At 58.1% G+C, this 23584-nt stretch carries 25 protein-coding genes; 11 read left to right on the top strand and 14 right to left on the bottom strand.

Going from position 1 to position 23584, the window contains the following annotated elements:
* The 7 genes from nusB (at position 1) to WD823_RS11695 (ending at position 5145) form a co-directional block, all read left to right on the top strand.
* Positions 1-441 carry a transcription antitermination factor NusB gene (nusB, locus tag WD823_RS11725; protein WP_368429679.1) on the top strand — a complete coding sequence of 147 codons (441 nt, stop codon included), beginning with the start codon at positions 1-3 and terminating at the stop codon, positions 439-441.
* Positions 442-450: 9 nt separating this feature from the next.
* Positions 451-1416, top strand: coding sequence for a thiamine-phosphate kinase (gene thiL / locus WD823_RS11720; protein WP_368429678.1), 966 nt, complete (start codon positions 451-453; stop codon positions 1414-1416).
* A gap of 124 nt (positions 1417-1540) precedes the next feature.
* Positions 1541-2740, top strand: a complete 1200-nt coding sequence (purT, locus tag WD823_RS11715; RefSeq protein WP_368429677.1) for a formate-dependent phosphoribosylglycinamide formyltransferase — start codon at positions 1541-1543, stop codon at positions 2738-2740.
* Between the two features lie 14 nt (positions 2741-2754).
* Positions 2755-3171, top strand: a complete 417-nt coding sequence (locus tag WD823_RS11710; protein ID WP_368429676.1) for an HIT family protein — start codon at positions 2755-2757, stop codon at positions 3169-3171.
* Positions 3172-3444: 273 nt separating this feature from the next.
* Positions 3445-3801 carry a DUF4870 family protein gene (locus WD823_RS11705; RefSeq protein ID WP_368429675.1) on the top strand — a complete coding sequence of 119 codons (357 nt, stop codon included), beginning with the start codon at positions 3445-3447 and terminating at the stop codon, positions 3799-3801.
* Between the two features lie 22 nt (positions 3802-3823).
* Complete coding sequence (tsaB, locus tag WD823_RS11700) at positions 3824-4498, top strand: tRNA (adenosine(37)-N6)-threonylcarbamoyltransferase complex dimerization subunit type 1 TsaB (protein ID WP_368429674.1); 675 nt, start codon at positions 3824-3826, stop codon at positions 4496-4498.
* 146 nt (positions 4499-4644) lie between these two features.
* A complete protein-coding gene (locus tag WD823_RS11695; protein ID WP_368429673.1) occupies positions 4645-5145 on the top strand; it encodes a hypothetical protein in 501 nt (166 codons plus the stop codon).
* 98 nt (positions 5146-5243) lie between these two features.
* Here the strand turns inward: WD823_RS11695 and WD823_RS11690 are convergent, their stop codons facing one another.
* From WD823_RS11690 to WD823_RS11650, 9 genes are all read right to left on the bottom strand, one after another.
* Entirely contained in the window at positions 5244-6071 is an 828-nt protein-coding gene (locus WD823_RS11690; RefSeq protein WP_368429672.1) for a pyruvate, water dikinase regulatory protein, read from the bottom strand.
* A 95-nt stretch (positions 6072-6166) separates the two neighbouring features.
* Positions 6167-6676 carry an NADH-quinone oxidoreductase subunit B family protein gene (locus tag WD823_RS11685; protein ID WP_368429671.1) on the bottom strand — a complete coding sequence of 170 codons (510 nt, stop codon included), beginning with the start codon at positions 6674-6676 and terminating at the stop codon, positions 6167-6169.
* Between the two features lie 11 nt (positions 6677-6687).
* Complete coding sequence (locus WD823_RS11680; RefSeq protein ID WP_368429670.1) at positions 6688-8256, bottom strand: NADH-quinone oxidoreductase subunit C; 1569 nt, start codon at positions 8254-8256, stop codon at positions 6688-6690.
* The gene (locus WD823_RS11675; RefSeq protein WP_368429669.1) at positions 8253-9719 is read right to left on the bottom strand and encodes a hydrogenase 4 subunit F; all 1467 of its coding nucleotides are present in this window, start codon (positions 9717-9719) and stop codon (positions 8253-8255) included. The genes WD823_RS11680 and WD823_RS11675 overlap by 4 nt, the downstream gene beginning before the upstream one ends.
* Complete coding sequence (locus WD823_RS11670; protein ID WP_368429668.1) at positions 9716-10393, bottom strand: formate hydrogenlyase; 678 nt, start codon at positions 10391-10393, stop codon at positions 9716-9718. Before WD823_RS11670 ends, WD823_RS11675 begins: the two co-directional genes overlap by 4 nt.
* 1 nt (position 10394) lies before the next feature.
* The gene (locus WD823_RS11665) at positions 10395-11342 is read right to left on the bottom strand and encodes a respiratory chain complex I subunit 1 family protein (RefSeq protein WP_368429667.1); all 948 of its coding nucleotides are present in this window, start codon (positions 11340-11342) and stop codon (positions 10395-10397) included.
* A complete protein-coding gene (gene hyfB, locus WD823_RS11660) occupies positions 11339-13363 on the bottom strand; it encodes a hydrogenase 4 subunit B (protein ID WP_368429666.1) in 2025 nt (674 codons plus the stop codon). The genes WD823_RS11665 and hyfB overlap by 4 nt, the downstream gene beginning before the upstream one ends.
* Before the next feature lie 135 nt (positions 13364-13498).
* Positions 13499-14788 (bottom strand): HlyC/CorC family transporter, encoded by a 1290-nt coding sequence (locus WD823_RS11655; RefSeq protein ID WP_368429665.1) that lies wholly within the window; start codon positions 14786-14788, stop codon positions 13499-13501.
* A gap of 158 nt (positions 14789-14946) precedes the next feature.
* Positions 14947-15765, bottom strand: a complete 819-nt coding sequence (locus tag WD823_RS11650; RefSeq protein WP_368429664.1) for an inner membrane protein YpjD — start codon at positions 15763-15765, stop codon at positions 14947-14949.
* Positions 15766-15911: 146 nt separating this feature from the next.
* Here WD823_RS11650 and WD823_RS11645 point away from each other — a divergent pair, with 146 nt between their 5' ends.
* The 3 genes from WD823_RS11645 to WD823_RS11635 all read left to right on the top strand — a co-directional run bounded on the left by WD823_RS11645 (position 15912) and on the right by WD823_RS11635 (position 18740).
* The gene (locus WD823_RS11645) at positions 15912-16676 is read left to right on the top strand and encodes a 3',5'-cyclic-nucleotide phosphodiesterase (RefSeq protein WP_368429663.1); all 765 of its coding nucleotides are present in this window, start codon (positions 15912-15914) and stop codon (positions 16674-16676) included.
* A gap of 86 nt (positions 16677-16762) precedes the next feature.
* Positions 16763-18118 carry a signal recognition particle protein gene (gene ffh / locus WD823_RS11640; protein WP_368429662.1) on the top strand — a complete coding sequence of 452 codons (1356 nt, stop codon included), beginning with the start codon at positions 16763-16765 and terminating at the stop codon, positions 18116-18118.
* Between the two features lie 118 nt (positions 18119-18236).
* Positions 18237-18740, top strand: a complete 504-nt coding sequence (locus WD823_RS11635; RefSeq protein WP_368429661.1) for a sigma D regulator — start codon at positions 18237-18239, stop codon at positions 18738-18740.
* 19 nt (positions 18741-18759) lie between these two features.
* On the opposite strand, the gene WD823_RS11630 is transcribed toward WD823_RS11635, so the two are convergent.
* Positions 18760-19515, bottom strand: coding sequence for a YciK family oxidoreductase (locus WD823_RS11630; RefSeq protein ID WP_368429660.1), 756 nt, complete (start codon positions 19513-19515; stop codon positions 18760-18762).
* A gap of 148 nt (positions 19516-19663) precedes the next feature.
* Here WD823_RS11630 and WD823_RS11625 point away from each other — a divergent pair, with 148 nt between their 5' ends.
* Positions 19664-19879, top strand: a complete 216-nt coding sequence (locus WD823_RS11625) for a hypothetical protein (RefSeq protein WP_368429659.1) — start codon at positions 19664-19666, stop codon at positions 19877-19879.
* Between the two features lie 22 nt (positions 19880-19901).
* On the opposite strand, the gene WD823_RS11620 is transcribed toward WD823_RS11625, so the two are convergent.
* From WD823_RS11620 to ubiG, 4 genes are all read right to left on the bottom strand, one after another.
* Positions 19902-20867 carry a diguanylate cyclase gene (locus tag WD823_RS11620; RefSeq protein ID WP_368429658.1) on the bottom strand — a complete coding sequence of 322 codons (966 nt, stop codon included), beginning with the start codon at positions 20865-20867 and terminating at the stop codon, positions 19902-19904.
* A gap of 87 nt (positions 20868-20954) precedes the next feature.
* A complete protein-coding gene (rmuC, locus tag WD823_RS11615) occupies positions 20955-22175 on the bottom strand; it encodes a DNA recombination protein RmuC (RefSeq protein ID WP_368429657.1) in 1221 nt (406 codons plus the stop codon).
* Positions 22168-22833 (bottom strand): HAD family hydrolase, encoded by a 666-nt coding sequence (locus WD823_RS11610; RefSeq protein WP_368429656.1) that lies wholly within the window; start codon positions 22831-22833, stop codon positions 22168-22170. Before WD823_RS11610 ends, rmuC begins: the two co-directional genes overlap by 8 nt.
* Positions 22826-23536, bottom strand: a complete 711-nt coding sequence (ubiG, locus tag WD823_RS11605; RefSeq protein WP_368429655.1) for a bifunctional 2-polyprenyl-6-hydroxyphenol methylase/3-demethylubiquinol 3-O-methyltransferase UbiG — start codon at positions 23534-23536, stop codon at positions 22826-22828. Before ubiG ends, WD823_RS11610 begins: the two co-directional genes overlap by 8 nt.
* Between the last annotated feature and the right edge of the window lie 48 nt (positions 23537-23584).

Raw genomic sequence — 23584 nt, 5'->3', positions numbered from 1 at the left:
ATGAACAAGGGCAGTCGTCACAAAGCACGCCGTGCCGCCGTGCAAGCCCTGTATCAATGGCAGCTTACCCAGCAGGCGCCCGGTGATATTGAAGATCACTTCATACTCGACCATGAAATGAATGATGTGGATGTTGATTATTTCCACCATCTGGTACGTGAAATACCCCTGCACATGCACGAACTGGATGATCATATTTCCCCGCACCTGGACCGCAAGCTGAATGATATCGATCCGGTGGAACTTGCCTGCCTGCGTATCGGCACCTATGAATTCGAATTTCAACCGGAGATTCCCTATAAGGTAATTCTGAACGAGGCGGTCGAGCTTGCCAAAACGTTCGGCGCCGAGCACGGTCATAAATACGTGAACGCCATTCTCGACAAAATTGCCACGGGACTGCGCGCGCGCGAAATTCAGGCCGAGCGCTCCACGGCCTGAATCCGGCCATTGAACGAATTTGAATTAATTCGTACTTATTTCGCGCGCCAACCGGTGTCGCGCGCCGACGTAGCGGAAGGCATCGGCGACGACGCCGCCCTGCTGCGTCCCCCGCATGACCAGCAGCTTGCCGTCACCTCCGACGTGCTCGTGTTAGGGGTTCATTTTTTTCCGGATGCCGACCCCGAATCCCTGGGACACAAGGCGCTGGCCGTCAATCTCAGCGATCTGGCGGCCATGGGCGCCGAACCCGCTTGGTTTCTCCTGAATCTGACGCTTCCTGAAGCCGACACGCTTTGGCTTGAGATGTTCTGCCGCGGAATGTTTCGTCTCGCGCGCGAATTCAATGTGCAATTGGTCGGCGGCGATACCTCACGCGGACCGCTGAACATCGCGATCGAGGCACACGGTTTTGTGCCCCCGGCCGCGGCGCTGCGGCGCTGCGGCGCCAAGACAGGAGACCGAATATACGTCACCGGGACGCTTGGCGATGCGGCGCTGATGGTGAAACAACGCGCGGGAAAATTGCAACTTCCCCTGCTTGCCCTTGCGGCTTTTTCCGAGCGCCTCGACCGGCCCACGCCACGAGTAAGAGAGGGGATCGCATTGCGAAATATCGCGCACTGCGCCATCGATATTTCCGATGGTCTTCTGGCCGATCTGGGACACATCCTGGAGCGCAGCCAAGTCGGTGCGCGCATTTTTCTCGACCGGATACCGGTCTCCGAAACCTGTCGTTCACATTTGGGACAAGCCGGCTGGGATACGGTGCTGGCAGGAGGGGACGACTATGAGTTGTGTTTCACCGTGTCACCGGGAAAGCTTGAAGCCCTGGAAAAACTTCAGTTCAGTTGCAGATTTCAATGTATCGGCGAAATCGAGCGAGAACCCGGGATTCGAGTCATGGATGAATCCGGCAAGCCTTATCATCCTCGGGAAACGGGCCATGATCATTTCGCGGAAAAAACAAAGTGAATAGACAGGATTAACAGGATTTACAGGATTAGGAATAAAAGGCAAAACTAAATGTTTTTTTGATTTTAGAATCCTGTTAATCCTGTAAATCCTGTCCATTAATTTTCTTATGGAAATTATAAAAATGAAAATCGGCACGCCATTGAGTCCTAGCGCCACGCGCGTGATGTTGTTAGGGGCAGGCGAATTGGGCAAGGAAGTCATCATCGCCCTGCAACGGTTGGGCGTGGAGGTGATCGCCGTGGATCGCTATCCCCACGCACCCGGACACCAGGTCGCGCACCGTGCCCATGTCATAAACATGGCCGATGGATCGGCGCTGCGCGCACTCGTGGAAAAAGAGCGCCCGCACATCATTGTTCCCGAGATTGAAGCGATCGCCACCGACATGCTGGCCGAAATCGAGCGTGACAGGCTGGCAGAAGTGATCCCGACCGCGCGCGCGGTGCAACTTACCATGAATCGCGAGGGAATCCGGCAACTCGCGGCCGAGACGCTGGAATTGCCGACCTCCCGGTACGGATTCGCCTCCAGTCTCGGCGAGATGAAGCAGGTCATTGACGGCGGAATCGGATACCCGTGCCTGATCAAGCCGGTGATGTCGTCATCCGGGAAAGGCCAGTCTACCGTAAACGGGCCGGAGGATGTCGCCAAGGCCTGGGATTACGCCATGAGCGGCGCGCGCGTGAACCAGACACGCGTGATTGTCGAGGAGAAGATTGAATTCGATTTTGAAATTACCCAGTTGACGGTGCGCGCCATGGGCGCGGGCGGGAAAGTTGACACATATTTTTGCGATCCTATCGGGCATGTTCAAGTCAAGGGCGATTATGTCGAGTCGTGGCAGCCGCAGCCGATGACTGAAAAGGCCTTGATGCGCGCCCGTGAGATCGCCGGGAAAGTGACGGACAATCTCGGCGGGCGCGGGATATTCGGCGTCGAACTTTTCGTCAAAGGCGACCACGTGTGGTTTAGTGAAGTCAGCCCGCGCCCGCACGACACCGGCATGGTTACCATGATCAGCCAGATTCAAAATGAGTTTGAGTTGCATGCGCGCGCCATTCTGGGGTTGCCCGTATCGGTGGCGCTTCGGGCATCGGGGGCGAGCGCGGTGATTTACGGCGGCGTGGACGCTAAGGGCATTGCCTTCGCAGGCGTGGACGAGGCCCTGCGCATCCCGCAGTCCGATCTCCGCCTGTTCGGCAAGCCCGAGGCCTTCACGCGCCGGCGCATGGGCGTGGCCTTGGCCGGCGGCGACAATACCGATGAGGCCCGCGCCCGCGCGAAACTGGCGGCTTCCAAAGTCAAGCCGGTATCAGCCTGAATGGTGTCGATAGCATGATTTCGTGTTCGCTTTGTGATGCCGATCAGGAAACCTTGCTGTGGACCGACTCGCGATGCAGGGTCGTGCTGGTCAACGAACCGGAATACTCCGGCTACTGCCGTGTTATCTGGCATGAGCACATAAAGGAAATGACATATCTGGCTGAATCCGACCGCGCACACCTGATGCAGATTGTATTCCGGGTTGAGCAGATTTTGCGTGAAATAATGCATCCTGAAAAAATCAATCTTGCATCACTGGGAAATCAAGTTCCCCATATACACTGGCATATAATCCCGCGTTTTTCCGATGACGCCCATTTCCCGGATCCCGTATGGGCCGCGCGCAAACGTGACTCCAAATCGGACGGGTTGGAACGGGCCGTATTGACGCAGCGCCTGCGACAGAGTATTGCGGATATGCTCAATTGATGGCGCGACCATGAAACGCATGGGGTACCAAGTCATTCTTGCGTTTGCCGTGGGGATGATTTTTGCTCTCAGTTTGGTGAAATCAGTTATATTTACCGTGGCTTGGTGGAACGGCGAGCGAACCGCAGGGGCCTGGGAGTGACTGTGGATCGGAATATTGCCGGTACTGGTGTTCGTTTTTTTTCGATATTATTCGGTTTTTCGCCCGGGTTGCCGCGCCTGCCTCCCGCCGGAAGCTGAACCGAATGACCATCGTATGGGCCCTGGAACTCCATGAATACACCGCTAACACAGGATCACAAGTCTCAGGCTGATCTTCAATCCCTGAAAACGATTACCACGGTGGTGTATGCCTTGCAGGCGGTGGGCCTTCTGCTTGTGATCACCTACGTCATTGCCGTGATGATCAATTACCTCAAGCGTGACGATGTGCGCGGAACCTGGCTTGAGTCGCATTTCCGCTGGCAGATACGGACGTTCTGGTTTGGCCTTCTATGGTTTCTGCTGGGTGTTCTTACCTATATATTCATCATTGGCTGGATTATTCTTGCCGTGACCGCGATCTGGGTAATCTATCGTATTCTCAAGGGTTGGCTGAATCTCTACGACAATAAGCCGTTGCCCAATTAGATCGCTCGTTTTCATTACCGCCTTGAAAATTCTTTCCCTGGATACCTCCACCGATGTCTGTTCCGCTGCGATCTGGATGGATGGCGCCGTAGCGGAAAGATTCGAATCCGGCAACCGGCATTCCGAGTTCATTCTCGCCATGGTGGATGACCTGCTGGCGGAGGCAGGTCTTGCGCTCACGCAGCTCGATGCAATCGCCTTCGGCCGCGGGCCCGGGTCCTTTACCGGGCTGCGGATTGCCGCCGGTGTGGCGCAAGGTCTAGCTTACGGAGCAGGTCTGCTGGTCGTTCCTGTTTCATCGCTCGCCGCCCTGGCGCAAGGCGTGGACGCACCCAAAGTGCTCGCCGCCTTGGATGCACGCATGAATCAGGTTTACTGGGGGGCTTACAGGAAAAACCAAATGGGTATTGTTGAACTCGAGGGCGATGAGGCCGTAACCACGCCGCACGATGTGGTAATACCAAAAGATGAGGGTTGGACGGGCGCTGGCAGCGGATGGGATCAATATCATATTATCCTCTCGCAGCGTCTGGGGAATGGCGTCAGTTCATGGAAACGGCAAGTTTACCCGCGAGCCCGTCATGTCGCGCAAATCGGTGGTGTTCTATTCAGCAACGGCAAGGCAGTCCCTCCAGAACTGGCCTATCCCGTCTATCTGCGTGACAAGGTGGCGGAAAAAAAGCAGAATTTTCCCTGATAACCAACGTTTTTGTCTCATTTTAGTCTGATTGATCCTATTATGATGATTACCTGGATAGCGCGATGAAAAGATAAAGAATAATTGTCCTAGATGCAGTTATTTTTGGACGGCGATAAAAAAATACCCGCGGCAAGGAGAGTTTGGTGAATGCTCATTCGGTATCAAAAATACCGGCTTTGATAGTTGTTCTAGCACTTGCTTCGGGGTGCGCGACGATAACCACATCGGAAATGCAAGCAGTTAAAATTTCCACAATTACAGCCGACGGTATGCCGGTCATGGAGGCCGATTGTTCGGTGCAAAATGATCAAGGCAGTTGGCAAATTACAACACCGACCGTGGCCCACGTAAGGCGCTCCTCGAAAGATTTATTGGTTAATTGCAAGAAAGAAGGATTTCCTGACGGATCGATGCGTGCAATTTCCCGCGCGACCGGCGGTATGTGGGGTAATATTATTCTTTTTGCCGGGATCGGGGCAATTATCGATCACAACACGGGCTCTGGGTACGACTACCCGAATGAACTACCGGTTAAGCTGGGCGCGAACACCATTATTGATAAGCGCGATGACAAAAGTGATCCGCCGAAAGACGCCAAGAATGAAGATAGTCAGGAAAAAAATGACAGTATAGAAAAAAATTGACTCTTGAACAGCGACTTCGTTGCATATTTGGATCAATTAACCCTGTGATTGTTTGTAAACGATGCGACAAGAAATCTGGAGTCTCCGGTTGGAAGCATTTAACTCTCGATGCGTTTGCTCAGGCCGGCCCCGTACAGAATGGAAATGGCAATTTCCTCGACGGACTTGGTGGTAGTGTCCAGAATGGAGATGTGTTCCTGACGCAGTAGGGTCTCTCCGGCGCGTGTTTCAAAGCGGCAGTTTTCCAGCGACGCGTAGCGGCTCCCCGGCCGGCGTTCACTGCGGATTTTCGTGAGCCGCTCGGGATGTATCGTCAAGCCATAGAGTTTGGCGCGATACGGGACTAGCGGCTTGGGGAGTGCGTGGTCGACAAAATCGTCGGGGGTCAGCGGATAATTTGCGGCGAAAATTCCGTACTGCATCCCGAGGTAAATGCAGGTTGGTGTTTTGCCCGTGCGCGACACGCCGACCAGGATCACGTCCGCCCGGTCGTAAGTATCGGTGCTGACGCCGTCATCGTGCGATACCGTGTAATTCACCGCATCCATGCGGATCTGGTAGGCCACTTCGTTGCCCATGCCATGGCTGAGTCCAAGGGCATGGGACGATTCCAGGCCCAACTCCGATTCCAGTCGGCTGATGAAACCCGCGAAGAGGTCGAGGCACAACGCATCGGCGGTGGCGATTTCCGCGCGCGTGTCCTCGTTGATCAGCGTGCTGAGCACGATCGGGCGCCGTCCTTCCTGGAGCGCGGTGTTGTTGATTTCCAAGCGCGCGGCTCCGGCCTTTTCGACGGTGTCGATGAAGGGCAAGGAACGTTTGCGGAAATTCACGTCCGGGAATTGCGTGAGCAGTGTTTTGCCCACATGTTCCGCCGTGATGCCTGTTCGGTCCGAGACAAAAAAAACGGTACGCTGAAAATTCATTAGTGCCTGCCAATTGTGCTGTATTTTGGGAATATCCTGGCAGTATGCTACAGGGTATTTGTCTGCGCAAAGATTTTCACTGAAGCTTGCACATGTTATTTATTAATTGCGGCAAGGATGCCGCGCATCAGATCCATTGGCGTCGGTGGACAGCCGCGAATGACAGCGTCCACCGGTATTACGTTGGCGACGGCCCCGCAGGAGGCATAACTCACTCCGAATTCTCCACCGTTTGCGCCGCATTCACCTACCGCTATAACAAGCTTGGGCTCGGGTGTCGCATCGTAGGTACGCCGCAGAGCGGCTTCCATGTGGCGTGACACCGGGCCGGTGACGAGCAGCATGTCGGCGTGTCGCGGGCTCGCGACGAAATGCACGCCAAAGCGCTCAATTCCGTAATAAGGATTATCGAGCGCGTGAATTTCCAGTTCGCAGCCGTTGCACGAGCCGGCGTCCACCTGACGGATGGCCAGACTTCCGCCGAAAAGTTCGCCGATTTTTTCTTTCAGCCGCGCGCCGATTTCTGCCAGCGCCGGCTCGGCCATCTCTGGTACAGGCTCGGTAATGATGCCGATTCGCTGGATTTTGTTCAGGATACGCAACATATCACGCGTCTCTAGAGATCATGGCCCGAATAGGACCCATTGATGGATTTGTTGCATACCGGAAAATCCGGAACGATGTTATCGCGGATACACTTTTCGAGCGTGGGCCAGGTGAGCCAACTCGGGTCGCGCGGGAAAAAGCGCGCAATCCGGCCGTTATCGCCAAATCGAACGTAGGTCATGATTTCACCGCGGAACCCTTCGGTAAATCCGAGGCCTTCCGCTCCCGATGGCGGTATTCTCCAATCACGTCGAATTTGTCCCGCGGGAAGTTCGTCAATCAATTTTTCCATCAAAAAGCACGACGCCAGAATTTCCTCCGCCCGCACTTTAACGCGGGTTGCGACGTCTCCCTGCTGATACACAGGCACTTCCATGGAAAACCGGTTATACGGCGCATACGGTGAGTCCTTGCGCACGTCAAATGCCATACCGCTCGCGCGACCCACGTAGCCCAATGCTCCGAATGCCCTGGCGGTGTCAGGGTTGAGATAGCCGGTGGTGTCCAGCCGGTCTTCGAGTGACGGCAGGTCATCGATAATGTTGTACAAACCTTCGAGTTCCGTGCGCAGGAAAGTAATCTGTTTTTCCATGGCAACGGTAACTTGATCGCCCATATCCGAAGTTACTCCTCCGGGAATAATACAATCCATCATGAAACGATGGCCGTAGGCCTCGTGATTGACTCGTTGCCAGACTTCGCGCAAACGTCCGAACTGATAGAAAGCAAATGTGAAAGACACGTCATTGCATATAGCGCCGATGTCGCCGAGATGATTGGCGATGCGCTCGCGCTCGGCCATGATTGCGCGCAGAAACTCGGCGCGTTCGGGAATTTCCATCCCCGCGGCTTTTTCCATGGCCTGGCAGGCAGCCCAGGCGTGGGCCACGGTGGAATCGCCGGAGACCCGACCCGCCAGTCGTGCCAATGCCATGGCGTCGCGGCCTTCGGCGATTTTCTCGATGCCCTTGTGCGTATATCCCAACCGCTCTTCGAGATTCAGAATGGTTTCGCCCACGGCCTGAAACCGGAAATGCCCCGGTTCGATGATGCCGGCGTGCACCGGTCCGACGGGAATTTCATAAACGCCCCCGCCCTGGGCATGGAGAAAGGGATAATGCTCATCCGGCGCTGTCGGCACGGGAGGATGACCGTCGGCGGGAAATTCCCGTCGCAATGGATGTTCGCCTTCTTTCCACGCCTGATGTCGCGTCCAGCGGCGCGTGTCCGGATGACCGGTGAACGCGATGCCGAACATGTCCCGGATATGCCGTTCCGGACGGTCAGCCGCGGCGTAATACGGCGAATGCGACGGCAGCACGGGTTTCGCGCGCGGGACTCCGGTGCGCGCGATCGCGTAGGCTCCCTCCTTTTCAAAGCACGCATTCACGCTCAGCTCATCCCCCCGGTCTTCACCCCAGGCGGCGACCCAACGGCAGTTTTCGGTTCGCGCCGCTTCCGCGATCCGTCCCCAATCATCGGGATTCACCCGCATCAGGCAAGCGGGCGCGAATCCCGGCGCGCTTTCTTCCTGCATATAGACGTGCTGTCGTGAAAACAACTCAAACAGGGTTGTCATAATGGCGAACTCCCCGCAATCAGTATCGTGGCCTGCTCGAACCATTTCGCCAGAAACACGGGAATGGCGATACCCAGCCACAGTACCATCGCCAGTTGCAGCATCACCGGCAGCATGTTGGCGCGGACCGGTTTCTGTCCTTCCGGCACTTCGCCGTACACCATCGGATGCAGATGCCGGAACAGGCCGGCGAAGGCAATGGCCAGTCCGACCAGCAACGGCACTGTGAGCCAGGGCCAGCTTTTCATGGTGGCCGACAGCACCAGAAATTCACTGACGAATACCCCAAAAGGTGGGAATCCCGCGATGGCAACCGTGCCGATCAATAAACCCCAACCCACCGACGGTTGCGTCATGATCAGTCCGCGAATCTTATCGATCGTCTGGGTGCCGGCGATCTGCGCCGCATGACCGACGGTGACAAAGATTGCCGATTTGGTGAGTGAATGGACCGTCATGTGCAGCAAGGCCCCAAACGTCGCCAGCGGCCCGCCGATACCGAATGCAAAGGTCATGAGCCCCATGTGCTCGATCGAGGAATAACTGTACATGCGCTTGATGTCGCGCTGTCGGTGCAGAAACAGCCCGGCCACCATGAACGAGAGCAAGCCAAAACCCATCATGAGATGTCCCGCGAGATTATTTTGCAGCGATCCATCGACCAGCATTTTGACGCGCACCAGGGAATAGAGCGCCACGTTCAGCAGCAGCCCGGAGAGGATCGCCGACATCGGCGTGGGGCCTTCCGAATGCGCATCGGGCAGCCAGTTGTGCAGCGGCACCAACCCTACCTTGGTTCCGTAACCCACGAGCAGAAACACAAACGCAAGCGTCAGCACCGTGGGTTCGAGCTGCGACGCGGAACCGTAAAGAACATTCCACAGCAGCGCGTCGTCACGCACGGGGATAACGCGTTCCGCGGCGAAAAAAAGCAGCACCGTACCGAACAGCGCCTGGGCGATTCCGACACCGCAGAGGATAAAGTATTTCCACGCCGCTTCGACGGCCTCCGGTGTGCGATAAAGCGAAACGAGCAGCACGGTGGCGAGCGTGGCACCTTCCATCGACACCCACAGGATCCCCACATTGTTGGTAGTGAGGGCAGCAAGCATGGTGAACATGAATCCCTGGTACATCGAATGATATAGACGCATGCGACGACCGCTAAGGCGACGCGTTTCCACTTCGTGGCGCATGTATGGACGTGAAAAGATCGCCGTCGTCAGGCTCACCAGTGCCGTGAGCACCACGAGATAGACGTTAAAGGCGTCGATGTACAACATCCGGCCGGGCGAGATCAGTGTGCCGCCGTCGAATACCGTTAATGCCAGCCAAAGCGAGGTGATGAAAGTCGATCCCGACAGGACGACATTGATCCAGCCGGCTGCGCGCAGATGACCGACAAATGCCAGTAATAGAATGCCCGCCAACGGGATCAGCAGCGTCAGCCAGAGAGCGGTCATTCATCAACCTCCCGAAGCCGATTGAGCCGGTCGACGTCGAGTGAGTCGATCGAGGCGCGCATCTGGAAAAAGAACACGCCGAATAGAATCGCCGCCACCAGCACGTCGAAGGCGATCCCGAGCTCCACGATCATGGGCATGCCGTAGGTCGAGACGACCCCGGCGAAAAACAGGCCGTTCTCCATTGACATGAAGCCGATCACTTGGGCCATCGCCCGGCGCCGGGTGATCATGAGCAACATCCCGAGCAACACGATGGACATGCTCACGGCGATGATGTTGCGTGTCGCGGATGCGGCGAACTGCACGATCGGCAACGACACGTAGTAGCTGAATACCACCAGCGCCGCGCCCGCGAGCAGCAGCAATGAGGGGTAAGCAATGGGCTCGTTCTCGCGCTGGACATTGAGCCGTACCGCCAGGCGGTGCAGCAGCCAGGGAATGAGCAGCGCCTTAAGCGCGAGGGTAAGCGCGGCCGAGATATAAAGGTGCGTGTGGCCGGTGACATACGCCACCAGCGCGGTCGTGACCGCGAGCAATACTCCTTGCCAGCCGTAGGTATAGATGAGCGGCAGCTTGCGCCCCTGGGCCAGCATGAGGAAGGAGGTGAGTAGCGCGAGCGCCGCGAGTACGAGCACCGCCTGGTTGAAGAGACTCAGTTGCGCCAGCTCCATATCAGCCCCCCGTCTCCAGGATCACGTGGGTGAGCATGCCGAGCAGACTCAGGAGAAACGCGAAGCCGAGGAACTGCGGCGCGCGGAACAGCCGCATCTTGGCCATCACGGTCTCCCACACCACCAGCACGATCGCGAGCCCCATGAGCTTTACGGTGATCGCGACGGCGCCGATCCCGAGGGCCTCGGTCGTGAACTCCGCGGCGATGCCCCAGGGCAGGAAGATGTTCGCGATCAAGACGGCGTAGATCATGAGCTTGATCTGCGCGGCCCACTCAATGAGTGCGAGGTGCCGGCCCGAGTACTCGAGGATCATGGCCTCGTGGATCATGGTGAGCTCGAGGTGCGTGGCCGGGTTGTCCACCGGCACGCGCCCGGTTTCCGCCACGGCCACCATCATCAATCCCAGGATGGCGAAGACGAAGGAAGGCCGCAACACCAGTCCGCTGTTCAGTGTGAACAAGACGGCCTCCGACAGATTCGTGGTGGAAGCGGTCATGGCCATGGTGAACACCGTCATCAGCATGACGGGCTCCGCGAGCGCCCCGATCATCATTTCGCGCGATGCGCCCATGCCGCCGAAGGCGGTGCCGACATCCATCCCGGCGAGGGCGGTAAAGAAACGCGCAAGGGCAAGGAACCCGACCAGGACAATCACGTCCGCGATGGCGGTCGTCGGAAGTTGCACCGCCACCAGCGGCACGACGGCGGCGGTAAGAATGGTGGCGCCGAACACGATATAAGGCGTGGTGCGGAATACCCACGAGGCATGTTCCGCCAGCACCGTGTGTTTGCGGAACAGTTTCGCCATGTCTCGATAGGGCTGAAGCAGTGATGGCGCGGAGCGGTTTTGCATGTGACACTTCACGCGTTTCACCCAGCCGGCGAGCAGAGGCGCCATGAATAGGAATAGCAGTGTTTGCAGCGCGGCAAGCAACCAGGCCGTCATGTCACCACCCACAGGAGCAACAACAGCGTGAAGAATGAATACGCCAGGTAAGTGTGTATGCTGCCGGTCTGGATTCGGCTCACGCGGCGCGCGGCGGCGATGACGAGCTTCCCGATCGGTTCGTAGAGACGTGACCAGGATTTATCCTGTATGTGCAGTTGATGGCGGATGATTTCCGTGCGCTGTGGTTGCGTCGGGTTATGCAATTCCTCGATCTGTTCAGTGATGTCCCATACCGGTGCGAAAATACGGCGAATCGGCATGGAAAAGGCCGTAGCGGTGTATTGCATGCGTGAATTAAGCGCGCCAAAACCGCAATCCCAGGGATAACCGCGGCGGAACTTTACGGGATGGGCGCGCATCAGGACGTAACTGATGAGCGCAAACAGTACTATGCCAATAACGACCAGCGGCGCCGAGTAGGAAGCGACACGGGGAGATATCGGCGTGAGCCACAGCCAGCCTTGCGCCGTGGCGCTCACGGGCTTTACACCCAGCAGCATTTGGGGAATAGCATCGATAAGGTTGATCACCGCCGCTGGGAAAATACCGAAGATGACGCACAGCACCGCCAGCAAGCCCATGCCCGCGCGCATGCCGGTGTCCACTTCATGCGCATGCTCGACCTTGCGTCCGCGCGCTACGCCGAGAAAAGCGACGCCATAGACTTTGACGAAGCAGGCGGCTGCCAGGGCGGCGGACAACGCGAGCAGCGCGGCCGTGATCGGGATGATGGTTCGCAATACACCGCTGGCGAGCGATGGCGCCTGTAACGCGGCCTGGAAGGTGAGCCATTCGGAGACGAACCCGTTAAGCGGTGGCAGACCGGAGATGGCAAGACAGCCGATCAGAAAAAAAATAGCCGTTTGCGGCAGACGGCGGATGAGACCGCCCATGTTGTTGAGATCGTTTTCATGACTGGCATGCAGCACGGCGCCCGCGCCCAGAAAGAGCAGTCCTTTGAACAGGGCATGGTTCAGCGTGTGGTAGAGCGCGGCGATCAGTCCCAGTACGCCCAGCGCCGGCTGGCCCGCACTGATGAAGATCATCGATAACCCCAGACCCATCAGAATGATGCCGATGTTTTCCACGGAGTGATAGGCCAGCAGACGTTTCAGGTCATGTTGCATGAGCGCGTACAGCACGCCCAGCAAAGTAGACGCCGAGCCGATGATGAGCACCGCCAACCCCCACTGCCATTGAATGTCGCCCAGCAGATCGTAAGTGAAACGAATCAAGCCGTAGATCGCGATCTTGAGCATCACCCCGCTCATCAGCGCTGAAATATGCGATGGCGCGACCGGATGGGCCTCCGGCAACCAGGCGTGCAACGGCACCATGCCGGCCTTCATGCCGAATCCGAAGAAGGTCAGGGCGAAGGCGATGGAGGCCCAGGCAAGGGACAGATTCGCCGCGCGCATGGCTTCAAATGTGAAACTGCCTCCGAAACTCGCGAGCACACCGAAGCCGAGAAGAATGGCGAGACCGCCCATGTGAGCCATGAGCAGATACAGAAACGCGGCGCGGCGGTTGGCGGAGTGCTGATGCTGATACACCACGAGAAAATAAGAGGACACCGACATGAGCTCCCAGGCGACCATGAACACGAACGCATCGTCGGCAAGCAGGACGAGCAGCATTCCAAAAACGAACAAGCCGGTGAACAGACCCAGCGATGCCAGAGAGCGAATTTTGCTGTGGACGTATTCCTGCAAGTATCCGGGCGCATAGAGACTCACCGCGAGGACCAGCAGTCCGACAACGATGAAAAAGAAACCTGACAAGGGATCGAGCTTCAAATGCCAATGGAGCCAGGGCAAGCCCAGCCTTACCTGGTCGATCAGGGAAATTTCATCAATCAGCGACCACCCGCCGGCGCCGACGGCCAGCAGGCCGCACAACCCCAACCAGATTGATGAACCGTAGCGCAGCAGCCAGGGATAGCGCTCGGCATTCAGCGCGGTAATCCCCGATGCCAAGGCGCAGAACAATGACAAGTAAGCAAGGATCAGCGGCGACACGAAGGGAGAACCGGTGTTTGGGCGGCGCGGGCGAGGAGAATGACGAATATCTGCCTGTTGATGTTATTGATCCTGCTGAAGCGGCGCCGTGATCCTAGAGCCTGGAATTTGTAAATTCAAGTCGCCGATCCCGCCTCAGTCAGGAGCTGATCCGGCCGCGGGAACAGGACCCTCGGCCGGGCGGACGCGCGTAATTTCGATCGCGGTGCCGCGCGTGCGCAGGATTTCAACCTGGAAACCGTGGATCATGAGGCTGGTGCCGGGCTCGGGGATGTTTTCCAGATATTCCACAATCAGACCGTTCAACGTACGCGATTCCTCGGTGGGCAGGTTCCAGCCCAATTTCCGGTTGAGATCGCGCAAACTGACCGTGCCGCGAACGAGGAAACTGCCGTCCTTCTGCGGCAGGACGTCCTCCATCCGGCCGATGGTTTGGGTGGAGAAATCGCCCACGATCTCTTCGAGGATTTCGTCCAGCGCCACCAGACCCTGGATATCGCCATACTCATCGACCACCAGCCCGACTCGCCGTTTTACCTGCCTGAAATTCAGCAGCTGGGTGTTGAGCGTGGTGCCGGAGGGAATATAATAGGGTTCGATCAAGGCCTGTTCAAAAGCGTTCTTGTCCAGTTCCCCCTCGCGCACCAGATTAAGCACCCGTCGCACGTGAATCATGCCCATGACGTTGTCCAGGCTTCCGTGGTAAACCGGCAGTCGCGTGTATCGACTGGTGGAGACCTGGTTGAGGATTTCATCCAATTCAGCGTCGAGATTGATCCCCTCAATTTTTCCTCGCGGCACCATGACATCGTCGACGGTGATTTTTTCCAGATCCAGAATGGCCAGCAGCATGTCTTGATGCGTTTCCGGAATCAGCACGTCGGCTTCGCGCACGATGGCACGCAGCTCTTCAGCGGTTATTTCCTCGATCGGTTTTTTTTTGAAAGAAACGCCAAACAGGTGAAGCGTGCGGTTGGCAATGATGTTGATCAGCCACACCAGTGGATAAAAAATCCATAATAACGGTTGCAAAATGAACGCCGCCGGAAATGCGACACGCTCGGGATTGAGCGCCGCCAGGGTTTTGGGGGCGACCTCGGCAAAAACCAAAATCAGGAAAGTCAGCAGTCCCGCCGCCGCGGCGATTGCTTTTTCACCGTAGAGCTCCAGGGTGAGCAAAGTCGCCACGGAAGAAGCGGCAATATTGGCGAAATTGTTGCCGAGCAAAATCACGCCCAGCAGCCGGTCCGGTCGTGTCAGCAGTTTCAACGCCAGACGGGCGCCGCGATGCCCCGATTCCGCCTGGCCGCGCAGGCGGTAGCGGTTCAGTGTCATCAGGCCGATTTCAGCGGCCGAGAAAAAGCCGGACAGGAAAATAAGAAAAACCAGCGCGGCGATCATCACGCCAACGGGGATGTCGATCAAGATTACCGAATCCTTGTTGTTTGCATGTAGGAGATTCTACCATTCCTGTTGTAACGCTGTTGAGGCGTGCACCGGACTCGAACAGAAACAGCCTGAAAACTCGCGCCGTGAGGTATTTAATTGTGAATCAGGACGTGCCTGTGAAACCGGGAGGAACATCACCCGGGGCGGTGCAACAGAACCTCGAGCACGAATTTGCTGCCGAAATATCCCAGCACCAGCAGGACAAATCCGGCCAATGTCCAGTGAATTGCGTTGCGACCGCGCCAGCCGAGACGCCAGCGACCGACCAGCAAGATGGCATAAACGATCCACGCTACCACCGCGAGTACGATATGATGCGTAAACTTCAAAGGTTTGCCGAAAAGTTCGTCGGAAAAAAACACTCCACTGATGAGCGTGAGCGTCAGCAGCACAAATCCGATTCCGATCATCTGGAACATGATGTCTTCCATCATCTGCATCGGCGGCAAGGCTCTGATGAATCCGCCGGGTTGCCGGTGCCGCAGGTGACGCTCTTGCAGAAGCAGCATCAGGCTTTGCACGGCCGATAAGGACAGCAGGCCGTAGGCCAGAAAGGAAATGACGATATGTGCCGCCTGGATTCTGGAAGTGAGGGGTATGGACATTTGGCCGGGCCATAACCAGTCCACCAGTACCGTTAGGCTCGCCATGGGCATGATAATGACGCCGAGATTATCAACCGGACGGGAAAGCGAGGTAATAAGATAAAGCACCGCTATAATCCAAGCCACAAGCGAAAAGGCCGGGGTGAGCGCGAGATTCAATCCGCTTTCCAGGCGCAGCCCGGTGTAAAGCAACACGCCATGTAAAACAATTGCGCCGCATCCGAGACTGAAAATGCCGATCTTGGCGCCGCCACCGATTGATCGCCCGCGCAGCAGGTGTAATGCGAGCAGTATCCCGACGCTGAGGTACAACGCCAAGGCGAGGAAATTCAGGACGGGATTAGTCATAATGAGCCTGCGCATGATGGCATAGGTGGGTCCGCCTTTGAAAGGGCGAGGCGCTGATGAGGGCCGCGCCATCGGCGTCGCCGAACCGCGCCACGGAACCCCCGAATGCTGCGCGGATCAATGAATCAAGGAGGGTGACACACCACATGAAAATCCGGATCCTGGGAGCTAGCGGTGGCATCGGCGCTGCGGCGCGCACGACATCCATTCTGGTCGATCAGGATATCCTGCTCGATGCGGGTACGGGCGTTGGCGATCTGACGCTGGATGAATTGCGCGCCATCGATCATGTATTTTTGACGCACTCCCATCTCGATCATGTGGCCATGCTGCCGTTTTTACTCGACACCGTGGGGGCGAGCCGGCATTCGCCGGTGCGGGTATACGCCCAAGAGGCCACGCTGACGACGCTCCAACGCCACCTTTTCAACGGTGAATTATGGCCCGATTTCAGCCGTATCCCATCGCCGGCGGCGCCCTTCATGGGCTACCAGACATTGCCGGCGGGCGCTGCAATAACCCTGAATCACCGGACGTTGCGCAGTATTCCCGTGAATCATGTCGTTCCGGCGGTGGGCTATCTGGTGACCGGCGCCGGCGGCAGTCTGGCTTTCAGCGGCGACACCACGGTCACCGATGAATTCTGGCGCACGCTGAATGCCATCGGCGATCTCAGGCACGTCATCATTGAGACCAGTTTTCTGGATGCCGATGAAAATCTCAGCCGGATATCCAAACATCTGTGCCCCGCCATGTTGGCGGGTGAAATCAAGAAATTGAAGCCGGGACCGCAGGTTCACATCACGCACCTAATGCCGGGGTACGAAGACGACATCATGCGCGAGATCGCGCGGCATATCCCGCAAAGTACCCCTCAACGATTGATGCGTGGCAAAGTATTTGAACTGTGAATTTGCGTCTCGTGTCCGGCGCGCGGGACTCATCGACGGTTCAGCGTGAACTCAATGGAAAAAATCATGCGCGGTGGAGATAACTGATGTTCGACAATCTCAGCGGACGACTCCAAGCCACCCTCAAGCGTTTGCGCGGGGAAGGGCGGCTGACCGAGGATAATATTCGTACCGCCTTGCGGGAGGTGCGAACGGCGCTGCTGGAGGCCGACGTCGCGTTGCCGGTGGTCAAGGATTTCATCGAGCGTGTGCGGGTGAAAGCGGTCGGCCGGGAAGTGGCGTCGAGTCTTTCGCCGGGCCAGGTGTTGATCAAGCTCGTATACGATGAACTGGTCGCGCTCATGGGATCGGCCAATGAAAAGCTTAATCTTGCGGCTCGCCCGCCCGCGGTGATTCTGGTCGCGGGTCTCCAGGGCTCCGGCAAAACCACGACGGTCGCCAAGTTGGCCCGGTTTCTGATCCAGCGGGAGAAAAAAACCGTCATGGTCGCAAGCGTAGACGTATACCGCCCGGCGGCGATCGAGCAATTGCAGAAATTGGCGGCGTCGGTCGGTTCAGAATTTTTTCCGAGCCGTTCCGATCAATTGCCGGTCGAGATCGCGCGCCAGGCGGTGGACGCGGCGCGGAAGCGGTTGCTCGACGTGGTGTTGATCGACAGCGCCGGCCGGTTGCACGTGGACGAGGCCATGATGCAAGAAATACGCGCGGTGCACGCCGCGATCCAGCCGATCGAAACGCTATTCGTGGTGGACAGCATGACCGGACAGGATGCCGTCACTGCCGCGCAGGCCTTTAACCATGCCCTGCCGCTCAGTGGACTGATCTTGACGAAGACCGATGGCGATGCCCGCGGCGGCGCCGCCTTATCCATCCGGCAGGTGACCGGGCGGCCGGTCAAGTTTTTGGGAGTGGGCGAGCAAAGCGATGCGCTCGAAGCGTTCTATCCGGACCGCGTGGCCGCGCGCATCCTCGGCATGGGCGATATCCTGGGACTCGTGGAGGAAGTCACGCGCTCCGCCGACCGGGGCAAGGCGCGGGAAATGTCCCGGAAGCTGGCCAAGGGCAAGGGTTTCGATTTGGCGGATTTTCGCGATCAGCTGCGGCAGATGGAAAAAATGGGCGGGATGGCGGGCCTGATGGAAAAGTTGCCGGGAATCGGCGAGGTTTCCGAAGCGGCGAAGGCACAGTTGAGCGATCAACGGACGTCCCGGCTCGTCGCCATTATCAATTCCATGACGCCGCAAGAGCGCCATACTCCGGAAATTATCCGGGGGTCGCGCAAACGCCGTATTGCCGCCGGGTCGGGCACGGCGGTGCAGGAGGTAAACCGTCTGCTGAAGCAATTCGATCAAATGCAAAAATTGATGAAGCGCATGGGCAAAGGCGGATGGCAGCGCATGCTGCAAGATGTCAAGGGTCGGTTGCCGGGTTTTCCCGGATGACACCATCGATTTTGTCTAAGTGTTTCTATGGCGATGAACCATGTATTTTGATCGGTGTTAACAAATGACGGATGTGAGCGTATAGTTCCGCGACTCGGGGGAAATCAAGGGCGAATTCATGACGACGGAAAACAAGCAGAAATCGGTGCAGCGGAAGGCGAGGGGCAAGGAGCGCCGAACCGGCAGCCAGGAAATGGTGCAGAAACTGATCGCGGAGCGCACGGAAATGTTTTCCCTGTACTGTCAGCTGGCTGGCCTGCAACCCTTCGGAACCGGGAAAAACTCGCGCCTCAAGCAGGCCCAGGAACTGCTGCAGAAATTCTGCCAGGTTCTGGTGGACTACATTGCCGCCGGCCACTTCAGCCTCTATGAACGCATCATCAACGGCATGGAACGCCGGCGGCAAATCGCAACGCTGGCCGAAAAACTTTACCCCCGGATCGCCGGCGCCACCGAAACCGCGCTGGATTTCAATGACAAATACGATTGCGGCGATCACTGCGAGATTACCATGGCGTTTTCCGACGACCTTTCGCGTCTCGGTGAAAAACTCGCCAACCGCATTGAGCTCGAAGACAAATTGATTCAGCACCTCGTCTTGAACCGCCGCGCGGGCGAATAACAACCGCTCACCAGCACCGTTACTTTTGCATATAATCCCCGGCATTAAATCGCTGGCCGTTCAGGCCGCGGCTGTCAGGCCCCAGCAGGAAAAGATAGGCGGGCATGATGGCTTCCGGCGTGGGGAGTGTTTGGGGATCCTCGCCGGGATACAGACGGGCGCGCAGGGCGGTGCGCACCGCCCCGGGATTCAGACTGTTGGCCCGGATGCGCCCCTCCACGGCGATTTCGTCGGCCACGGTTTGCATCAACCCTTCCAGGGCGAAGCCGGAAACACCGTAGGCGCCCCAGTAAGCACGCCCCTTGCGTCCGGCATCGGATGTGGTGAAGACGATCGAGGCATCGGCGGATTTCCGCATCAGCGGCAGGCAGGCACGGGTCAGCATCCACGCGGCGTTCAGGTTTACCTGCAACACGCGCTGCCACATATCCGGCCGGTAGAGCTCGACCGGCGTCAGCGTGCCGGTCTCGGCGGCGTTGTGCAGCAGCCCGTCGAGCACGCCGAATTCCTGTCCGATAGTCTGCGCCGCCTGATCGAATTGCGCGGGGGTGGCCAGGGCCAGGTCGATCGACAGGATCGCCGGTCGCTTGAAACCCCGGCGTTCGATTTCATCGTAGATTTTTTCCAGCTTGGCAGCGGTACGACCCAGCAGGATCACGCTCGCACCGTGCGCGGCGAAGCTCAGCGCCGCGGCGCGCGCGATGCCGTCGCCGGCGCCGGTAATCAATATCGTACGCGCGGCAAGCAGGTTGGCGGCGGGTGAGTAAAGCGGCATGGATGAAATGATCGTTCAGGTCAAGCGCGGCATGAGCGTGGCGGGGGTCCGATTAAACCGGATTGTAGCGTAAGCCATTGGATTGCACAGTGGCCAAGGCCGGCGATCATGATTATCATGTAGCGAGGTTTCAGGCGAAGAGGACGTTATGAAAAAATTTATTTATGGCTTTGTCATCGGCGCGGTCCTGGCTTTTCCGATGGGGATCAACTTCGGCAAGGATGTGCCGCTGCTGAGCAATCCGTTTGCCGCCAAGCCGGACATTCCCAGTCGCATCGTCGAGCGCACCGGTGATCTCCTCCAGGAAACCAAAGAAACCATCCACGAAGCGACCAAGCCGGTACAGGAGCAGATGAAGAAGTAGGGCCGGTTTGCCCTCTGGATATTCAGGCGAAAGAGCTTCGGCCCTCGTCGTTGACGCAGATGCGGTTGCGCCCGCCTTTCTTGGCGAGGTAGAGCCGCCGGTCGGCCGCACCCAGAAGATGATCGATGCTGTCGCTGTAGTCCACGGCATACGAGGCGATGCCGATGCTGACGGTGATGGGCACGATCTTGTTCTCCGAGACGAATTTCTCCCCCTCGATGGTCGCGCGGATGCGCTCGGCCATGACGGCGGCGCTGAGTCGATTCACGCCCGGCAGCAGGATCGCGAATTCCTCGCCGCCGATGCGCGATACCGTGTCCTCCGGCCGCGTCATTTGCGTCAGGATGGTGCCGACGAGCATCAATGCCTCGTCGCCCGCCTGGTGTCCGAAGGTATCGTTGATTTTTTTGAAATAATCGATATCGAGCAGGATCACCGAGAGTTCCGACTTTTTAAGCTGCGCCAGTTCCAGCGCCGTACCGCCGTTTTCGAAAAATGCCCGGCGGTTTTTAAGCTTGGTCAGCGAATCGGTGGTCACCTGCGCCGCGAGCGCCCTTTTACTCGCTTCGAGCTCGCGGATGGTGCGCGACAGGCGATAGTGAACCTTGATGCGCGCCTGCAATTCCATCTCGTCGAGCGGTTTGATGAGAAAATCGTTGGCGCCGTTGAGAAAGGCTAGATTGCGATCGACGTTATCCTCGGCGGACGTCATCACGATCACCGGCAGGTTCTTGTGGCGGATGTCGTCGCTTTTACGGATCTTGACCAGCAATTGGTGTCCGGACATGTTGGGCATGTGGACATCGGTGATGACGAGATCGAATTCACGGTCCGAGTTAAGCAGCTTCCAGGCCTCGACACCGTCGTTGGCTTGGATTAATTGATAATTGCGGCCGAGATATTTGGTGAGCAGCGCGTGGGTCGTGTGCGAGTCTTCCACCAGCAGCAGCTGCGGCAACGGTTCAGTCGTCTGGATCTGTTTGGGCATGTTTCACTACACGGTCCGCACCGTTTCGGGAGAACAGTGTCATATAAAATATAGCATGGCCCGGAGTGCGGAATTTCCCGCAAAAAACTAGTTTTCCTGGAGATCGCGCACCGCCTTGTCGATTCGCTCAGGTTCTTCCAGCGCATTATCGCCGCCCACGCCCATCTCGGAAAATTTTCGTGCCCCCGGCAGCAGCTTGGCCTCGTAAGAACCCACGGTCTTGTTGTAATCGGCGACGGCGCTGTTCAGGCTGCGGCCGAGTTTCATGAGATGTTCGCTGAACGTGGCGAGACGCCGGTAAAGATCCTCCCCGACGTCACGGATCTGCTCGGCGTTGGCGGCGAGACTCTCCTGCCGCCAGCCGTAGGCGATGGCGCGCAGCAGGGCGACGAAACTGGTGGGAGTCGTGAGGATCACTTTCTGTTTCATGGCGTCTTCGATCAGATCGCGGTCCAGGTCGAGCGCCGCGGTCAGGAACTGTTCGCCCGGGATGAACAAAATCACGAAGTCCGGGGCGTTCCGGAATTGGGCCCAATAAGCTTTGCCGGACAATTCACGCACGCGTTCGCGCACTTTGCGCGCGTGGTGTTCCAGGTGCCGGCGGCGCGACTCGTCGTCGGTCGCCTCGACCGCGCTCAAATAGGCATCGAGCGGCGTTTTCACGTCGACCACGACCTCGCGCCCGCCGGGCATGCGCACGATCATATCGGGACGCAGCCGGCCCTCGTCGTTGTCCGTGTGTTCCTGTGTGTAAAAGTCGCAGTGCTCCACCATGCCGGCGAGTTCGGCCAGGCGCTTCAGGGTGAGCTCGCCCCACTGCCCGCGCACTTCCGGGCGGCGCAGGGCCTGCACCAGGTTGCGCGTCTCGCCTTGCAGCAGTTGCTGGGTCTGGGCCATGGTTTCCAGGTGTTTCGAGAGCGAGCCGTAGGCTTCCTTGCGTTCCTGTTCCATCAGGCGGATCTGATGTTCGGTTTTTTCCAGCGCCTCGCGCACCGGCTTGATCAGGTTCTCCACCGCCTTTTCCTTCAGTTCGAGATCGCCCTTGGCCTGCACGTGAAATTGCTTCAGCGTCTCCTGGGCGAGCTGCAGGAAAGCCGCGTTGTTTTCCTTCAAGGCGCGATGGGACAGGGCGGCGAACGTTTGCTCGAGTCCGGCGAGTTTCTCCTGCGCGGCGCGGCGTTCCATCTCAAGTGTTGTGGCGAGTTCGGCGAGGCGCTTCTGGTGACGCAGACGGGCGACGAGCCAGCCCAACGCGGCCGCGAGCAGGACGAACAGACCGAGGAATAATAGTGTCGTGTTATCAACCATGGCGCTCGAGCCACTCCAGAATTTCATGCGGTGAGTTGACCATGCCGTCGGCGCCCCAGCGATCCGGGGTTTCACTCCGGCTAATGTACCCGAACAGCGCCACCAGCGTCTTCATGCCGGCCAGTTTTCCGGCCTGGATATCGCGCTCGGCGTCGCCGACGTAGAGACACTGTTCCGGTCGGGCGCCGGCCGCGGCCGCGGCGTGAAGCATGGGTTCCGGGTGGGGTTTGCGGTTGTTGGTGGTATCGCCGCTCACAATGCACACCGGGGCGGGTTTTAAGTCGAGGCTCGCGATCAGCGGCTCGGTAAGAAAGGCCGGCTTGTTCGTGACGATACCCCATGCGATCCCGGCGGCGTGCAACGAAACCAGCAACGGCCCGATGCCGTCGAAGGGGCGCGTATGGCGGCAGAGGTTGTCAGCATACACCGCTAGAAACCGTTCGCGCAGCCGATCGAACTCCGCCTCGCCCGGGGCGACACCTAACCCCAGCTTGATCAACGCCGAGGCGCCGTGGGATACCACCGGACGGATGTCTTCAAACGCGAGGGTCTGCTTGCCTTCAGCTTGCAGCAGCGCGTTCAGCGCGTGGGCCATGTCCGGCGCGGTGTCGGCGATCGTGCCGTCGAGGTCGAACAAGACCGTGCGGATCTTAGTCACCGCGTGTGGTATAGGCGATGTAATTGACGTCCACCCCGCGCCCCAACCGGTACTGCCGCGTGAGCGGGTTGTAATGCATGCCGATGAATTCCTGCACCGACAGCCCCGCCTGCCGCGCCCAGCGTTCCAGTTCCGAGGGCTTGATGAATTTCAGGTACTCGTGCGTGCCCTTCGGGAGCAGATTCAACACGTATTCCGCCCCGACGATGGCGAACAGCCAGCTCTTCGGATTGCGGTTTATGGTGGAGATAAACACCTGCCCAACGGGTTTGACCAGCCGGGCGCAGGCCGCGATGCTCGAGGACGGGTCCGGCACGTGCTCCAGCATTTCCATGCAGGTCACGATGTCGTAGGAATCGGGCCGCTCGCGGGCGAGGTCCTCGGCGCTGATGTAGCGGTATTCGACTTTCCGGCCGGATTCCCTGAGGTGCAGCTTCGCCACCGCGAGCGGCGCTTCGCCCAGGTCGATGCCCGTCACGCTGGCGCCGAGCGCCGCCATGCTCTCCGCGAGGATGCCGCCGCCGCAACCGATGTCGAGCACGGTCTTGTCCTTGAGGCCGACCCGGTCGTTGATGTATTTCAAGCGCAGCGGGTTGATGTCGTGCAGCGGCTTGAATTCGCTGTGCGGGTCCCACCAGCGCGCGGCGAGCTGCGCGAATTTGGCAATCTCTTCCGGATCGACGTTCTGTGCAGTATGAGACATATAAATGGACAGGATTTACAGGATTAACAGGATTAACTCGAAGCCGGT

This window comes from Sulfuricaulis sp. (assembly GCF_040901545.1).
Lineage (GTDB): Bacteria > Pseudomonadota > Gammaproteobacteria > Acidiferrobacterales > Sulfurifustaceae > Sulfuricaulis.
Note: the sequence above shows the minus strand (reverse complement) of the source record. Positions and strands in the feature narration are given on the sequence as shown.

What these genes read in the sequence shown, in the direction of transcription:
- ubiG (WP_368429655.1), bottom strand. Translation starts at nt 23,536, where the DNA reads ATGTCTCATACTGCACAGAACGTCGATCCGGAAGAGATTGCCAAATTC.
- WD823_RS11685 (WP_368429671.1), bottom strand. Translation starts at nt 6,676, where the DNA reads ATGTTGCGTATCCTGAACAAAATCCAGCGAATCGGCATCATTACCGAG.
- nusB (WP_368429679.1), top strand. Translation starts at nt 1, where the DNA reads ATGAACAAGGGCAGTCGTCACAAAGCACGCCGTGCCGCCGTGCAAGCC.
- WD823_RS11645 (WP_368429663.1), top strand. Translation starts at nt 15,912, where the DNA reads ATGAAAATCCGGATCCTGGGAGCTAGCGGTGGCATCGGCGCTGCGGCG.
- WD823_RS11705 (WP_368429675.1), top strand. Translation starts at nt 3,445, where the DNA reads ATGAATACACCGCTAACACAGGATCACAAGTCTCAGGCTGATCTTCAA.
- WD823_RS11635 (WP_368429661.1), top strand. Translation starts at nt 18,237, where the DNA reads ATGACGACGGAAAACAAGCAGAAATCGGTGCAGCGGAAGGCGAGGGGC.
- WD823_RS11620 (WP_368429658.1), bottom strand. Translation starts at nt 20,867, where the DNA reads ATGCCCAAACAGATCCAGACGACTGAACCGTTGCCGCAGCTGCTGCTG.
- WD823_RS11670 (WP_368429668.1), bottom strand. Translation starts at nt 10,393, where the DNA reads ATGGAGCTGGCGCAACTGAGTCTCTTCAACCAGGCGGTGCTCGTACTC.
- purT (WP_368429677.1), top strand. Translation starts at nt 1,541, where the DNA reads ATGAAAATCGGCACGCCATTGAGTCCTAGCGCCACGCGCGTGATGTTG.
- WD823_RS11675 (WP_368429669.1), bottom strand. Translation starts at nt 9,719, where the DNA reads ATGACCGCTCTCTGGCTGACGCTGCTGATCCCGTTGGCGGGCATTCTA.
- WD823_RS11710 (WP_368429676.1), top strand. Translation starts at nt 2,755, where the DNA reads ATGATTTCGTGTTCGCTTTGTGATGCCGATCAGGAAACCTTGCTGTGG.
- WD823_RS11630 (WP_368429660.1), bottom strand. Translation starts at nt 19,515, where the DNA reads ATGCCGCTTTACTCACCCGCCGCCAACCTGCTTGCCGCGCGTACGATA.
- WD823_RS11690 (WP_368429672.1), bottom strand. Translation starts at nt 6,071, where the DNA reads ATGAATTTTCAGCGTACCGTTTTTTTTGTCTCGGACCGAACAGGCATC.
- WD823_RS11680 (WP_368429670.1), bottom strand. Translation starts at nt 8,256, where the DNA reads ATGACAACCCTGTTTGAGTTGTTTTCACGACAGCACGTCTATATGCAG.
- WD823_RS11625 (WP_368429659.1), top strand. Translation starts at nt 19,664, where the DNA reads ATGAAAAAATTTATTTATGGCTTTGTCATCGGCGCGGTCCTGGCTTTT.
- WD823_RS11650 (WP_368429664.1), bottom strand. Translation starts at nt 15,765, where the DNA reads ATGACTAATCCCGTCCTGAATTTCCTCGCCTTGGCGTTGTACCTCAGC.
- rmuC (WP_368429657.1), bottom strand. Translation starts at nt 22,175, where the DNA reads ATGGTTGATAACACGACACTATTATTCCTCGGTCTGTTCGTCCTGCTC.
- WD823_RS11665 (WP_368429667.1), bottom strand. Translation starts at nt 11,342, where the DNA reads ATGACGGCCTGGTTGCTTGCCGCGCTGCAAACACTGCTATTCCTATTC.
- ffh (WP_368429662.1), top strand. Translation starts at nt 16,763, where the DNA reads ATGTTCGACAATCTCAGCGGACGACTCCAAGCCACCCTCAAGCGTTTG.